The sequence below is a fragment of the Microbacterium sp. S1037 genome, from assembly GCF_048381605.1.
GTDB lineage: Bacteria > Actinomycetota > Actinomycetes > Actinomycetales > Microbacteriaceae > Microbacterium > Microbacterium testaceum_B.
Map to the genome: position 1 here is coordinate 237,836 of NZ_JBLWIG010000001.1, position 14,896 is coordinate 252,731.

Sequence of the window (14,896 nt, forward strand, 5' to 3'; positions counted from 1 at the left end):
GTTCCAGTTTGGAGCGCTCCAAACCCCACGTTTCAGATCTCAATGGAGAGCACGCGATGCACCAGCACACCCGAGCCGCCCGCACCGGCACCCGCCCCTCCTCGACCTCGCGCGCGGCGTTCCGACACGGCAAGACCGTGGTCGCAGCCGTCCTGGGCGCCACGCTCCTTCTCGCCACCGCCGGGTGCAGCACGGCAGCCGGCGCCGGTGACGGCGGCAAGACCGTCCTGAAGGTCTACGGATGGAAGGGCGGCGACGCCGAGCCGGCGAACATCAGCGAGATCAACGACGCCTTCGAGAAGGCCAACCCCGACATCGACCTGCAGTTCGAGTTCGTCCCCGCCAACGACAAGTACACGCAGCGCGTGCAGCCCGAACTCCTGGCCGGCAACGCCGCGGACGTCATCATGACCGACTCCGCGAAGGTTCAGGACTGGGGCTCCTCCGGATACCTCGAAGATCTGTCGTCGAGCGACTGGACGTCGAACGTCCGCTCCGAGGTGACACCCTTCATCCAGAACGCCGGCACCACCTACGCCCTCCCGATGGAGGTCATCGGCATCTCGCTGTACGCCAACAACGATCTGCTGAAGAAGGCCGGCGTCGACAGCGTCCCCACCACGTGGCCCGAGTTCGAGGCGGCCCTGCAGAAGGCGAAGGATGCCGGCATCACTCCGCTGTCCCTCCCGAACAAGGGCGGCTGGACGGGGTCCTCGGCGCTGAACGCGATCGCCGCCTCGCTGGTCTACAAGCAGAACCCCGACTTCGACCAGCAGTTCCTCGATGGCAAGGCATCCTTCAGCTCGTGGAAGACCTCCGCGCAGCAGCTGATGGATCTCCAGTCCAAGGGCTTCGTCAACTTCGCCGATGAGCTCGGTGTGGACGAATGGACGACCGGCATCTCCGACTTCGAGGCGGGAAAGAGCGCGTTCTACGTCCAGGGCGCCTGGAACCAGTCCGCGTTCGAGAAGGCCGGCCTGAACGACTCATTCATCCCGTGGCCCGCGGAGACGTCGGGCGCCTCGAACGCGAACCTCTTCGTGGGCACGATGTGGAGCGTCAACGCCGCTTCCAAGGTCAAGGATGCCGCGGAGAAGTACGTCGACTTCTGGGCCGACAGCGCGAACGCCTCCCCGTTCCTCGAGGCGGAGAACGCCGTGTCGCCCTTCTCCAACGGCACCAGCCCGTCCACCCCGGCCACCAAGGCCTTCGTGGATACCGTCGACGCGGGCGACTACCGCATCCTGCCGTCCAACACCTGGTTCAGCGCCGCCGGCGAAAAGGTGATGCAGCAGGAGGTCCAGGCCTTGTGGCTCGGTCAGCAAGACATCGACCAGACGCTGCAGAACCTCGACAAGAAGCTCGCGCCCACCGGCTGACGAACCTCGATGGGACCGGGCGGCACCGCTCGCCCGGTCCCATCGATCCCCACGGAGACGACGATGATCCACCGCAAACCCCTGACCGCTGCCCTCTTCCTGGCCCCCGCCCTCGCGATCTACCTGCTGATCGTCGCGTACCCGCTCTTCCAGGGGATCTCCCTGAGCCTCACCGACAGCAAGGTCGGCAACGCGGGTCACTTCGTCGGTGCCGCCAACTACGCCAAACTCGCCACCGACGGCGACGTCCTGCGGGCGCTGGGGATCACCGTCGTCTACGCCGCGGTCGTCGTGGTGGTCCAGAACGGCATCGGACTCCTGCTCGCCCGCGCCCTGTACAACCGTCCGCGCGTGCGCCGGTTGGGCAATGCCCTCGTCCTCGTCCCGACGCTCATGTCGGCGGTCATGGCGGCCTTCATCTGGAACTCGCTGCTGTCGCCCGACGGGTCGATCAACAGCCTCCTTCGCGCCGCCGGCCTGGACGCGCTGACCCGTGTGTGGCTAGGGGACCCGGCCACCGCTCTCTGGGCGATCGCGCTGGTGAACATCTGGATGTTCGCCGGGTACTCGGCATCCATCTTCCTCGCCGGGTACATGAATCTGCCCTCCGATCTGCTCGACGCGGCGCGGGTGGACGGAGCTTCTGGATGGCAGCGTTTCACCGCCGTCGAATGGCCGCTGCTGGCACCGGCGTTGACCGTGAACATCACGCTCTCGCTCATCGGCTCGCTCAAGGTCTTCGAGCTGCCCCTCGTGATGACCAACGGCGGGCCCGCGGGCTCGACCACCACCCTGACGATGCTCATCTTCTTCAAGATCTTCGGCGGACAGGGCAGCTTCGCCTACGGCGCGACCATCGCCACCCTCCTCCTCGTCGTGGTCGTCGTCCTGGCGAGCACCACCCAGGCCCTTCTTCGCCGTCGCGAAGACCGCATCTGACCCGGATCGGTACGAGAACATGACTGTTTCGCCCACCCCCCGCGGTGCCGCTTCAACTCCCCGTCGCGGAGCTCGACGCCCCGTGTCCGCCCTCATCGGCGACGTGCTCCTCACGATCACGGTCCTGCTGATCGTCGCCCCGTTCGTCTACACCGTGATCGCCTCTCTCCGACCGGCCGCGGACATCACGGCGGATCCGCTGGGGCTTCCCACCCGGATCACGTTCGACAACTTCGCCAACGCGTTCGCGAAGATGAACTACGCCCAGGGCGTCCTGAGCTCTACCGTGGTGCTGCTCGGCTCGCTCCTGCTCACGATCCTGCTCGGGGCTCTCGCCGCCTATCCCCTCGCGCGCATCACCCGTCGGTGGACGACGTGGGCCTACCGCCTCTTCATCGCCGGATCCACGGTGCCGATCTTCGTCCTGATCGCCCCGCTCTATCTGCTCCTGCGCGACCTCGGTCTGCTCAACAGCTACCAGGGGCTGATCCTGACCTACGCGGCGATCAACCTGCCGGTGGCGATCTTCTTCTACACCTCGTTCTTCCGGCAGATCCCCCTGGAGCTCGAGGAGGCCGCCGCACTCGACGGCGCGGGCTCGGTCCGGACGTTCTTCGTCGTCCTCTTCCCGCTCCTGCGGCCCATCACCGCCACCCTCGCGACCTTCCTCACCATCACCGTCTGGAACGACCTCGTCGTCCCGCTCGTGTTCGTCCAGAACCCCGCACTGAAGACCGTGATGGTGAACGCCTACTCGCTGGTCGGCAGCTACTCGCTCGACCCCTCGCTGCTGTTCCCGGCCGCACTGCTGGGCGTCGCGCCCCTGCTCGTCGTCTTCGTGATCCTGCAGCGCCAGGTCGTCGCGGGTCTGACCATGGGCGCCGTGAAGTCCTGACCCCCTCCGAAACGAAAGGCAAGAAGACAATGACGTCATCCATTCCACTCCGGCCTCGAACAGTCGCTCTGGCGATACTCGGTGCCCTGACCCTCGCGGTCGCTCCCGTGATCGCCGCACCGGCCTCGGCCGCTTCCACGGCGTACTACGTCGACTGCTCGGCATCGACCAACGGGACGGGCACCTCGGCCTCCCCGTTCAACGCCCTCTCCGCCGTCAACGCCCTCGCACTCGGGCCCGGCGACAGCGTGCTGTTCAAGTCGGGAACGACGTGCACGGGCCAGCTCTCCCCCGCCGGCTCGGGCAGTTCGGCATCCCCGATCCAGATGAGCGCGTACGGCACCGGCGCGAAGCCGATCATCGATGCCGCCGGTGCGGTGGGTCCCGTCATCCACCTCGTGAATCAGCAGCAGTGGGAGATCTCGAATCTCGAGTTGCGCAACGCGGCGACGACTCCCGCGTACCGCTCCGGCATCCTCGCCGAGAACTCCTCCGGGGGCGTGCTCACCCACCTCAAGGTCACCGGGATGACGATCCGGAACATCAGCGGGTACTCCGGCGGCTGGTACGCGACCAACGCCGGCGTCGGTGTGCAGACGAACCACACCACCACCGTCTCGACCTGGGACGACATCACCATCTCGAACAACACGTTCGATCACGTCGACCGCATCCCCGTGGCGGTGACTCCCGACCGCGACGGTCAGGGCACCGGTCTCAGCACGAACGTCCGCATCCAGTCGAACACGATGCGCTACTCCGGCGGCGACGACATCCTCGTCGTGAAGGGCCAGGGCGCCCTCATCGACGGCAACGACACCGCGTACGGCGGGTCCAAGTCGCTGAACGCATGCCCGCCGAGCGGTCAGTACTGCAACGGGGCCTCCGCCTCCATCTGGATGTCCGGCAGCAACGACACCGTCGTGCAGAACAACTCCGCGGTCTGCTTCGTCAACGAGGCGGACGGTCAGGGCTACGACGTGGACTGGGGCAACCACAACACGACGTTCCAGTACAACTACTCCCGCAACAACCGCGGCGGGTTCATCCTCGTCATGCCGCCGATCAACGTTCCCGACGAGCCGACGTCCAGCACCCCGAGCGACGGCACGATCATCCGGTACAACGTCAGCGAGGACGACACCAACACCGGGCCCTGCCCGCTGCAGCCTGCGTCGCAGGGACCGAAGGACGTCATCCACTTCGCCGGTGGCATCCCGAACCGTACGAACTCCGCCACCGCGCAGCCGGACATCTACAACAACACGATCTTCATCCCGTCCGGACGCTCGACCTACGTCACCGGGAGCCGCAGCGGCGTGAGCGCCAGCGGCTCGTACAAGTTCCGCAACAACCTCGTCGTCAACTTCGGCACCGGCGGGTACGTGCAGACCACGGGTTCGGTGTACGCCAACAACCTCCTGTACGGCAACCCGCACTCCACCGCTCCGACGACCGGGACGATCACGCTCGATCCGCAGCTCGTGGGGCCGCTCCCCACGGCGTCGCAGACGTCCACGGGCGCCTCGTCGTTCCGCATCCGTCCGTCGTCTCCGGCACTGGCTCGCGGAGTGGCGATCGCGAACAACGGCGGCCGTGACTTCGCCGGCGCGACGATCGGAACCGTGCCCTCCATCGGCGCCTACGAGCAGCCCGTCGACAACCTCGTCACCAACCCCGGCTTCGACACCGGCAGCCTCACCGGGTGGACGACCAGCGGGAGCGGCACCGCCGCGACGGCGAACACGTCGGACTTCGCCAACGGAACCGCGTCGGTGAAGACCGGCACCGCCAACAGCGGCGTCCAGCAGACGATCTCGGGGCTCGCGTCGTCGACGACCTACCTGCTGACCGCGTCGACGAAGGTCGCCACGGCGGGAGAGCAGGTCGCCCTGGGGGCGAAGGACTTCGGCGGGACCGAGACCTTCGCCCGTTCCACCGCGACGGCGTGGGCCCCCACCACGGTCGTCTTCACGACGGGAGCATCCTCCACGTCCGCGACGATCTACTGCTACAAGAACAGCGGATCCGGCACCGGGTCGTGCGATGCGTTCAGCCTGCAGCCGCTGACCTCGCCCGCGAACCCGATCGCCAACCCGGGCTTCGAACAAGGGTCCCTGGGCTCGTGGTCGACGTCGGGATCGGGCACCGCCGCGACCGTCACGACGTCGGCCGCCGCGACCGGCTCGTACGGGCTGCAGACGGGTGCGGCGAACTCGGGTGCGCAGCAGACCATCACGGGCCTTGCGCCCGGGACGTCGTACGTCCTCACCGGGTCGCTCCGCGCGGCTGCGGGTGAAGAGATCGCGCTGGGTGTGAAGGGATCGGGAGCGGCCGAGACGTTCCAGCGCGTCGGCGGCGCCCTCTACGGGCCGGCGACCGTGACGTTCACGACCGGCACCAACGTCACCAGCGCGACCGTCTACTGCTACAAGAACAGCGGCTCCTCCGCGGGTGCGTGCGACGACATCCGCCTGACCCGCCTGGGTTGACCCTCGGGAGGGGGCCGACGGCCCCCTCCCCCTCACGAAAGCACGACACTCATGCCGCACCTCTCCGAGCTCCGCATCCGGGATCCGTTCATCCTCCGATTCGAGGGGAAGCTCCTCCTGTTCGGCACCACGGACGACGACCCATGGGGCGGACGGGGCCTCGGATTCGACCGGTACGAGAGCATCGACGGTGAGGACTGGGCTGGTCCCTTCCCCGCCTTCCGGCCGCCGGCGGACTTCTGGGGGCGGACGCAGTTCTGGGCGCCGGAGGTCCATCTCTATCGCGACCGCTGGTGGATGTTCGCCACCTTCGCCGACGGCTCCGGCGGGCGTGGCACCCAGGTGCTCGCCGCAGAAAGCCCGGACGGCGCGTTCCAGCCGTGGTCCATCGGCCCGGTCACCCCGGACGGGTGGATGTGCTTGGACGGCACCCTCCACGTCGACGAAGCCGGCGAACCCTGGCTCGTGTTCTGCCACGAGTGGCTGCAGGCGGGCGACGGCCGGATCTACGCGCAGCGCCTCTCGGCGGATCTCACTCGGAGCGAAGGAGATCCGCACCTCCTGTTCGCCGCGTCGGACGCGCCGTGGGCGCGCCCCTTCCGCAACACTGACACGGGGTACGAGACGAGCGCCTACATCACCGACGGCCCCTACCTGTTCCGGGACGCGGACGGGCTCGCCATGGTGTGGTCCAGCGGCGGTGACGGCGGCTACTCGGTGGGCCTGGCCCGCAGCGCCTCCGGCCACGTCCTCGGCCCGTGGCGTCATCAAGACCGTCCGATCGTCGACTCGGACGGAGGCCACGCCATGGTCTTCGAGGCGGACGGCGGACTCGCGCTCGCCTTCCACCAGCCCAACGACGTCCCGCGCGAACGGCTGCGCGTGACCGCCCTTCTCGCAGACCACGACGGCTATCGACTCGGCGACGCGGCACGAGTCGCGGCCGCCGGCCCGTCCGCCAACGCGCGCGTTCTGCCCTGATCGGCGGGCGAGGGTCACGGCCCGCCCTCGGCGATCCGCGTCCAGTCAGCGGCATCCGGCCCCAACGAATTGAGGGTGCGCAGATCGCCCGCACCGCCGGCATCCCTTCGGCACCGCGCCGACCACCGTCGCGCGGCGTCATCCGCACGGCGCGTGTCGGCGGGGCGTGGGAGGATTACGGCGATGTCTGCCACCCTCGAAAACTCCGTCGTCCTCGACGAAGCCGCCGGCGTCGTTCGCATCCTCGATCGCCGCGTCTTCCCCTCTCGCGTGGAATGGGTGGATGCCACCACCCCCGACGAGGTCGCTTCGGCGATCCGCGACATGGTGACGCAGAGCTCGGGGCCGCTGTACGCCGCGACCGCCGGCATGGGACTCGCCGCGCTGCAGGCGCGGGGGCTCCCCCTCGGCGAGGCGCGCACGGCGCTCGGCCGCGCGGGCCGTGCCCTGGCCACCGCGCGACCGACGAACGCCCACCCGCGTGACGCGGTCGCCCGGATCCTCGAGGCGGGGAGGGATGCCGACGACACCGACGCCCTCGTATCCGCCACCCTCGACACGGCCCGGGCCGTCGACCGCGACTACCGCGAGGCGAGCCTGCGCCTGGGCCGTGCGACCCTCTCCCTGCTGCCGGAGTCGCCGCGCATCCTCACGCACTGCTGGGCCGACGCCTACCTGTTCGGGCTCGTCGCCGCCGCGCGCGAAGCCGGCCGCGAGATCGAGTGGATCGCGACCGAGACCCGGCCCTACCTGCAGGGCGCGCGGTTGACCGCGCATTCGCTCCGCGAGCTCGGCCAGAGGGTCACGCTCATCACCGACGGGATGGCCGCCGCTGCCCTCGCGTCGCCCCGGGGCGTCGGCTCCGGACCGATCGACGCGGTCGTGACGGCCGCCGACCGTGTCGCGCTCGACGGTTCCGTCGTCAACAAGGTGGGGACGCTCGCGCACGCGGCCGCGGCGGTGGCGTTCGGCATCCCGTACTACGCCATGATCGAGGCACCTGACCCGGGCGCGCCCACCGGCGACGATGTCGTCATCGAAGACCGCGACCCGACCGAGGTTCTCGAGGTGCTGGGCCGCCGCACCGCGAGCCCCCTGGTCACCGAGGCCTGGTACCCGGCGTTCGACGTGACCCCTCCGCGACTGGTCACCCGCATCGCGACCAGTCGCGGCACATTCGAGCCCTCCCGCGTCGGCGAGCACTTCTCGACCGATCCGGAAGCGAGCGCCACCGAGCCGCCCACACCGGCGCTGCGTCGGCGTCGCTCGCGTGAGAACCCCGCCCCCGTGGCATCCACCGCTCAACCCGAGACCATCGCGTTCCGTCCCGTGAACGCCCGATCCGACGAGGATTCCGAATGACCTCCCTCTCCGCCGACGTGGTCGTGCTCGACATCGAGGGCACCACGAGCGCCGCCGGATTCATCCTGGGCGACCTGTACGACTACGCCCGCCCGCGCCTCGACGAGGTGCTCGGCCGCGATGACGAGACGGTCCGCGCCGCCCGCGCCGCCGCGATCGCCGAGACGGGCCTGGATGCCGACGCCACCGACGCCGAGGTCGCCGAGGCGCTCCGCGGGCTCATGGCATCCGATGTGAAGTCGACGCCGCTGAAGACCCTCCAAGGCATCATCTGGGCCGAGGGCTTCGCCGCGGGCGAGATCCACTCGCAGTTCTTCGAGGACGTGCCGCCACGCCTGCGGGAGTGGAGCGAGGCCGGCATCCGGCTCGCCGTGTACTCGTCCGGCTCGGTCGCGTCGCAGGTGCCGTGGTTCCGGCACGCGCCGCAGGGCGACCTCACTCCGCTCGTCGAGGACTTCTTCGACACGGTCAGCGCGGGGCCGAAGAAGGAGGCCGCGTCGTACGAGCGCATCGCCGCCGCCCTCGGCGTCGCCCCCGAGCGCGCGCTCTTCCTCACCGACCACCCCGACGAGGTCACCGCGGCGCGTGCCGCCGGCTGGCAGGTCGTCGCGCTGGACCGCGCCGGCGAACCGTGGCACGGGACGTCGTTCGAGGCGCCGTCGGTGGCATCCTTCGACGAGATCGAGCTGACGCGATGACGCTGCCCGCGCCCGAGCGGGTGCGCGCGGCCGGGGCCGCCCTCGCCGCCGAGGCCTCGCGCTTCTCGGGCTACGGCTGGATGCGCGGCACGTCGGGAAACCTCTCGGTCGTCGTCGACCGCGACCCGCTCGTGCTCGCGGTGACGGCCTCGGGGCTCGACAAGTCGGAGCTCACCGACCGCGATGTCGTGCTCATCGACGCCGCGGGCGAGTCCCTCGACCCCGGCGACCCACGACCTCCGTCCGCCGAGGCGGGACTGCATGCCCACATCGCCGCGCGGACCGGGGCGAACGCCGTGTTCCACGTGCACGCGTTCGACGCGGTCGTCGCCGGGCACCGGTGGCCGGAGGGCGTCGAGATCCGCGACATGGAGATGCTCAAGGGCATCGGCCACCTCGCACACGACGAGACCGTGACCATTCCGGTCATCCGCAACCACCAGGACATGACCGTCGAAGCGGCCTGGTTCGACGAGGTCTACCTCCCGGGCACGGCCGAGGTGCCCGAGGTCCCCGCGCTCATCGTCGCGAGCCACGGCATCTACGCGTGGGGCGCCGACGTCGCCGCCGCGCGCCGCCACCTCGAGATCACGGAGTGGCTGCTGCGCTTCGCCGTCGCGACGCGCTGAGCCGCGGGCGCTGTCGGGTCGCGGCGGGTGAGCGGCGGCTTGGCGCGGTGCGGCGGGCGCTGCTGGGCGGCCAGCGCTGCGGGGCGGCCGGGGCCGTCGGGCGGGCGCGGCGGCACGCATAAACGCGATCCACGCGCATAAACACGCGCTCCTCGCGTTTATGTGAGCGGATCGCGTTTATGCGCGAGGCGAACGGCGGGACGAGACCGACCGGACACGCACAACCTCCGACACCCGGCATCCGCCACTCGCCCCAGCGCGCACGCCCAGCGCCGCACCAGCGCGCGGGCCCGACGCAGCCCACGCTCACCCATAAACACGATCGACGCACAAAAACACGCGCTCCTCGCGTTTATGTGAGCGGATCGCGTTTATGCGCGGTGCGGCGACGCGGCACGGCGGCACGGCGACGCGGCACAGCGACGCGGCGACGCGGCACAGCGACGCGGCGGTGCGGCACAGCGACGCGGCGACGCGGCACGACGCCGCTCGGCGCGGCGACGCGACACGGCGACGCGTTACCGCGACCCGGCACCGCCGCCCCGAACGGCGGATGCCACGCGCCCGGGCGTCAGCCGAGCAACGCCACCGTGCGCTCGGTGAGCACGCGCGGGTCGGCGTCCTCGAGGCGGGCGGTGCCGAGCGTCCGCGCCGCGCGGAGCACGAGGCGCGCCGCGACAGCGCGCTCGGGCTCAGGGAGCGTCTGGATGTCGGCGACCTTCGAGAACCCGACGATGCGGCGCACGGCTTTCGCCGCGGCGTAGGCGGCGGCGTCCGACCGCACCTGCGCCAGCGTGTGCTCGAGCACCTCGTCGCCGTAGACGCGCGGGTCTACGCGCTCGGGCCAGCGGCTCCGGAACTCGGCCTCGAACGCGTCGACGAGTTCCACGGGCAGCCGGAGCAGCGTCTCGGCGTCGGCCGACCGGCCGAGCACGTGCGCGCGGGCAGCGGCGATGACGAGGTTCGCCCACACGGCGCCGAGGTCGAAGCCGGTGGGGCCGTACGTGCCGAACTCCGAGTCGAACGCCCGGACCGAGGCGCCCTCGGCGCGCACGAACACCGACCCGGTGTGCAGGTCGCCGTGCATGAGGCTCTGGGTGCTCTCCTGGAACCGCTGCTTCGCGAGCCCCATCTCGCGCACGAACGCCCGGTCGGCGCGCAACTCCCGCACGTCCTCCTCGTTCGCGGGCAGCCAGCCGTTGTGCTCGTGCTCGACGTACGGCTCGGTGAACACGAGATCCTCGGTGATCTCGCTGAGCTCGGGATTCGTCGCCTCGGCGATGCGACGCCGCCGCTCCGGGCCGGGCGTGCCGAACACGCTCGTCGCGAATCCGATGGCGCCGACGTACCGCCCCAGCTCGGCGGCCGCGTAGGGGTGCAGTCGCCCGGCGATCAACTCTCCGCGCCACACCGCGTGGTCGCTGAGGTCTTCGATCGACAGGGCGAGGTTCTCGGCGTCGAAGCCGTGGAACGCGGGCACGTGCGCGGGGTCGATCTTCTCGTGCACGCCGAGCACGACAGCCTCGCGCGCCGCCCGCTCGCGCGTGAGCGGCCACGACGGATCGACACGGACGTGCGGGAGCGACTGCTTCACCACGACGCCGTTGCCCGCGGCATCCTTCACGATGAAGACGAGATTCAGATTGCCGTCGCCGACCTCGACGACCGAGACGATGGATGCCGGATCCACCGGTCCCGCCAGGTGCGGGCGGGCGACGAGGTAGGCGGGGACGGACTCGACGGTCAGCTGATCGGTGAGAAGAGTCATGATGCGGTGGTGCTCCCGGCGACGATGGTGGTCTTGCGACGGCGGAACGTGAAGCTGAACAGCAGAGCGACCAGCAGCACGAGGCCCTTCCCGAAGTCCTGGATGTAGTACGGCAGCCCCATCATCGAGAACCCGGTGACCATGACGGCCACGAGGACCGCGCCGAGTGCCGTGCCCCACGCGTTCGGACGCCCGATGCCGAGCACCGAGACGCCCACGAGCGCGACGGCCACGGCATCCAGCAGCAGGCTGTTGCCGGCCGAGACGTCGCCCTGCCCGATGCGGGCGGCGAGCACGAGACCCGCGATGGATGCCAGGATGCCGCAGCCGATGTACGCCGCGGCGCGGTAGGCCTTCACACGGATGCCGGCGAGCCGCGCGGCCTCGGGGTTCGACCCCACCGCCGCGAGGGCGCGTCCCCAGCGTGTGCGGTCGAGCACGAACCACAGCACGACGGTGAGACCGACGAAGAGCAGCACGGGGACCGAGACGGGGCCGATCGAACCGCGGTCGAACCAGAGGAAGTCGGGGGTGAAGCGTCCGGGAGCGGTCGTGCCGTCGTCGAGGGTCATCTGCGACGAGATCGACTTGCCGTCGACGATGATCAGCTTGAGTCCCACCACCGTGAACATCGTCGCCAGCGTCGCCAGCAGGTCGGGGATGCGTGCGAAGACGATCAGCGCCGCGTTGATCGCACCGATGAGCGCGCCGGAGAGCAGCACGACGCCGACGGCGATCCCGCCGACCTGATTGCCGATGACCATCGTCCACGCGGCGATCGACACCGCGAACCCGGCGTTCGCCCCGACCGACAGGTCGAGCCCGCCGACGGTCATCGCCAACGTCACGCCGAGACCGGCGATGCCGATCGGGGCGATGAACTTCAGCATCCCGAAGATGTTCTCGGGGGTCGCGAAAGCGGGCTGGGTGACCGCGAAGAACACGATCAACAGCACCGTGACGGCGACGAAGCCCCATTTCGCGATGGCATCCACGGTCCGGGAGCCGACGCTCGGTCGCGACGGAGCGAGGGCGGTGGTCATGCGGTTTCCTTCCGGTGGCCGGGGTCGTCGAGCAGCGCGGCGACGATGCGCGCACGGTCGAGCCGTCCGGCGGGGGTATCGAGGGCGATGCGGCCCGACACGAGGACGACGATCCGGTCGGCGACCTCGAGGATCTCGTCGACGTCGCTCGAGAGCACGAGCACGGCGGCGCCGGTGGCGGCCCGCTCGCGGACGGCGGTGCCGATACGCCGGCGAGCGCCGATGTCGACGCCGCGGAACGGCTCGTCGAGCACCGCGACGCGCGGTTCGGTGCGGAGCCAGCGGCCCACGACGACCTTCTGCTGGTTGCCGCCCGAGAGGTCGTCGACGCGGGCCTCGATCGAGGGGGCGACGACGTCGTAGTCCTCGACCACGGCGTCGGCGGCCGCGCGTTCGCGGCCCGGAGCCATGACGCCGAAGCGCGACAGCGCCCGCAGCACGGGAAGGCCGACCGTGTGGGCGATCGACCACCCGGGTTGGATGCCCTGACGCTGGCGGTCCTCGGGCACGAGCACGACGCCCGCGGCCTGCGCGGCCGCCGGATCCGCCGGTCGGTACTCGCTGCCGTCGAGCTGCAACCGCGCTTCGGTATCTGCACGGACGCCCGTCACGAGCTCCGCGAGTTCGGTCTTGCCCGCTCCGAGCAGACCCAGGATGCCGGTCACCTGACCGCCGTGGACCCGGAGACCGAGCGGGGCGCTCCCCGGGAGGAGCCGTGCCCCGTCGACCGAGAGCACCTCGGCGCCCGCGGGGAGCGGCTCGTCGACGTGCTGCTGGAGCTCGGTGGGCACGCCCAGCATCGCCTCGAGCGCCGCGTGCCAGTCGAAGGGACGCTCGGCCTCGAGCTCGATCCGGCCATCGCGGAGCACGACGATCCGGTCGGCGAGCCGCTCGATCTCACCGAAGCGGTGGCTGACGAACAGGATCGCGAGGCCCTCGTCGCGGAGAACACGCAGCACCGCGAACAGGCGATCCGCCTCGGCCGCGGTCAGGGCGGAGGTGGGTTCGTCGAGGATCAGCAGGCGCGGCGTCGAGCGCAGGGCGCGGGCGAGCACCACGAGCTGGGCGTCGGAGGTGCCGAGGCGGGCGGCATCCGCTCTCAGAACCTCGTCGGACCACGACAGGCCGAGGCGCTCCAGGGCGGCCCGCGCGACCCGCTCCGACTCGCCCCGCCGCACGACACGATGCCCGGAGCTCGCCAGGTCGGTGAGGCCGAGGTTGTCGGCGACGCTGAGGCCCGAGACGATCCCGTCGGCGATGCGCTGATGCACCGTCTCGATTCCGGCGCGACGGGCTCGGGCGGGCGAGGTCAGGCGCTGGGTCGATCCACCGACCGCGATCTCGCCGGTGTAGGCGGCGTTGGCGCCCGAGACGGCCCCGATGAGGGTGGATTTGCCGGCGCCGTTGGTGCCGAGGAGCGCCGTGATCGTGCCGGGGCGCAGCGTGAGCGACACGTCGCGCAGCACCTGATTGCTGCCGAAGCGTACGCCGACGCCGCTCAGGCGGACGACAGGGGTGTCGTCGACCGGAGCGGCGTCGGCGTGGAGGGGTGAGGTCATCCCGAGATCGCGGGGAGCCAGTCGGCCACCACGGTGTCGCTCAGCAGGAGCGACGGCTCGGCCTCGCGGAGCTGGGCGACGTTGGTGATGCCCTTCTCGAGCAGGAAGTCGCGCGTGATCGTGATCGCGGGGAACTGCACGCTCGTCTCGTCGAGCTGACCGGCGAGCGAGAGCGCGAGGGCGCGGACGACACCCGCACCGACCGCGGAGGGGTCGGTCGCGCTCGTGGCGACCCACGGGCTGCCGTCGGCGGTCATGACCTCGATGTCGGCGTTCGAGATGTCGATGCCGTAGACCTTGACCTTGTCCTGCAGGTTGTTCTGCTGGACGGCCTGCACGACGCCCTTCGTGATCTCGTCGTAGGGCGCGAAGATCGCCTGGATCCCGGGGTTGGCCTTGAGCGCGGCGTCGATGAGCGGGATGTTGTCGGTCGCGGTCGACTCGGTGACCTTGCCGGTGAAGAACACCTGGTCGAGGTTGTGCTCGGCGACGACCTCGTCCCACACCTTCTTGCGGCGCTCGAGCGGTGCGAAGCCGTCGGTGCTGGCCAGGCCGACCTTGGCACCGTCGCCCACGTCGGCGACGAGCTGGTCGAGCACGCCCTGCGCCATCGACGCGTCGGACTGCGACGTCACGATGACGCCGGTGGGGTCGTTGAGGGCGAGGTCGTAGACGATGACCGGGATGCCGGCGGCCACCGCATCGTGCACGTGCGACTCGATGGTGTCGGTCTGACCGTGGTCCACGATGATCGCGTCGGGCTTCGAGGCGATCGCCTGCTCGAGATCGGACGCCTGCTTGGCGTTGTCGTTGCGGGCGTCGAAGACGGTGAGGTCGATGTTGATCGCGGCGGCCTGGGCCTTCGCTCCCGCCGTCCACGCGGTGAAGAAGTCACCGGCGCCGGACTGCTGCACGAGGGCGACCTTGACGGGCGCGCCGTCGAACGGTGCGGGCAGGTTCTCGACCTTCTGCACGGGAGCCGCCGAGGCCGCGGGGGCCGCGGTGTTCTGCTGTGCGCAGCCGGAGAGGGCGAGGGCGGCGATGCCGGCGGTCGCGAGGAGCGTCGCCCAGCGGTGGGATCGAACGGACACGGGGTCCCCTTCGTCGAGGAGTCGGGTGCGAGGTCCGTCCGAGTGCTGTGTCGGTCGGGC

The 14,896-nt window shown here is 70.3% G+C and carries 12 protein-coding genes; 8 read left to right on the forward strand and 4 right to left on the reverse strand.

Going from position 1 to position 14,896, the window contains the following annotated elements; genetic code table 11:
• Positions 1–56: 56 nt before the first annotated feature.
• The 8 genes from ACMW4R_RS00995 to mtnB all read left to right on the forward strand — a co-directional run bounded on the left by ACMW4R_RS00995 (position 57) and on the right by mtnB (position 9,375).
• On the forward strand, positions 57–1,379 hold the full coding sequence (locus ACMW4R_RS00995; protein WP_418298889.1) for an ABC transporter substrate-binding protein: 1,323 nt from the start codon (positions 57–59) through the stop codon (positions 1,377–1,379).
• A 63-nt stretch (positions 1,380–1,442) separates the two neighbouring features.
• Positions 1,443–2,318: a carbohydrate ABC transporter permease gene (locus tag ACMW4R_RS01000; RefSeq protein ID WP_418298890.1), complete on the forward strand. Its 876-nt coding sequence runs from the start codon at positions 1,443–1,445 to the stop codon at positions 2,316–2,318.
• A gap of 82 nt (positions 2,319–2,400) precedes the next feature.
• The gene (locus ACMW4R_RS01005; protein WP_193754815.1) at positions 2,401–3,213 is read left to right on the forward strand and encodes a carbohydrate ABC transporter permease; all 813 of its coding nucleotides are present in this window, start codon (positions 2,401–2,403) and stop codon (positions 3,211–3,213) included.
• A gap of 107 nt (positions 3,214–3,320) precedes the next feature.
• Positions 3,321–5,705 carry a carbohydrate binding domain-containing protein gene (locus tag ACMW4R_RS01010; RefSeq protein WP_206551803.1) on the forward strand — a complete coding sequence of 795 codons (2,385 nt, stop codon included), beginning with the start codon at positions 3,321–3,323 and terminating at the stop codon, positions 5,703–5,705.
• Between the two features lie 51 nt (positions 5,706–5,756).
• Entirely contained in the window at positions 5,757–6,686 is a 930-nt protein-coding gene (locus ACMW4R_RS01015; protein ID WP_081322553.1) for a glycoside hydrolase family 43 protein, read from the forward strand.
• Between the two features lie 183 nt (positions 6,687–6,869).
• Entirely contained in the window at positions 6,870–8,048 is a 1,179-nt protein-coding gene (locus ACMW4R_RS01020; RefSeq protein WP_081322552.1) for a hypothetical protein, read from the forward strand.
• Positions 8,045–8,746 carry an acireductone synthase gene (mtnC, locus tag ACMW4R_RS01025; RefSeq protein WP_058626506.1) on the forward strand — a complete coding sequence of 234 codons (702 nt, stop codon included), beginning with the start codon at positions 8,045–8,047 and terminating at the stop codon, positions 8,744–8,746. Before ACMW4R_RS01020 ends, mtnC begins: the two co-directional genes overlap by 4 nt.
• Positions 8,743–9,375 carry a methylthioribulose 1-phosphate dehydratase gene (gene mtnB, locus ACMW4R_RS01030; RefSeq protein WP_058626505.1) on the forward strand — a complete coding sequence of 211 codons (633 nt, stop codon included), beginning with the start codon at positions 8,743–8,745 and terminating at the stop codon, positions 9,373–9,375. The genes mtnC and mtnB overlap by 4 nt, the downstream gene beginning before the upstream one ends.
• 571 nt (positions 9,376–9,946) lie before the next feature.
• Here the strand turns inward: mtnB and mtnK are convergent.
• Genes mtnK through ACMW4R_RS01050 form a run of 4 tightly spaced genes read right to left on the reverse strand, consistent with a single transcriptional unit; the run spans position 9,947 to position 14,836 of the window.
• Positions 9,947–11,143, reverse strand: a complete 1,197-nt coding sequence (gene mtnK, locus ACMW4R_RS01035; protein ID WP_418298891.1) for an S-methyl-5-thioribose kinase — start codon at positions 11,141–11,143, stop codon at positions 9,947–9,949.
• On the reverse strand, positions 11,140–12,186 hold the full coding sequence (locus ACMW4R_RS01040) for an ABC transporter permease (RefSeq protein ID WP_418298892.1): 1,047 nt from the start codon (positions 12,184–12,186) through the stop codon (positions 11,140–11,142). The genes mtnK and ACMW4R_RS01040 overlap by 4 nt, the downstream gene beginning before the upstream one ends.
• A complete protein-coding gene (locus tag ACMW4R_RS01045; protein WP_418298893.1) occupies positions 12,183–13,745 on the reverse strand; it encodes a sugar ABC transporter ATP-binding protein in 1,563 nt (520 codons plus the stop codon). Before ACMW4R_RS01045 ends, ACMW4R_RS01040 begins: the two co-directional genes overlap by 4 nt.
• Positions 13,742–14,836, reverse strand: coding sequence for a substrate-binding domain-containing protein (locus tag ACMW4R_RS01050; RefSeq protein ID WP_058615321.1), 1,095 nt, complete (start codon positions 14,834–14,836; stop codon positions 13,742–13,744). Before ACMW4R_RS01050 ends, ACMW4R_RS01045 begins: the two co-directional genes overlap by 4 nt.
• Positions 14,837–14,896 lie beyond the last annotated feature (60 nt).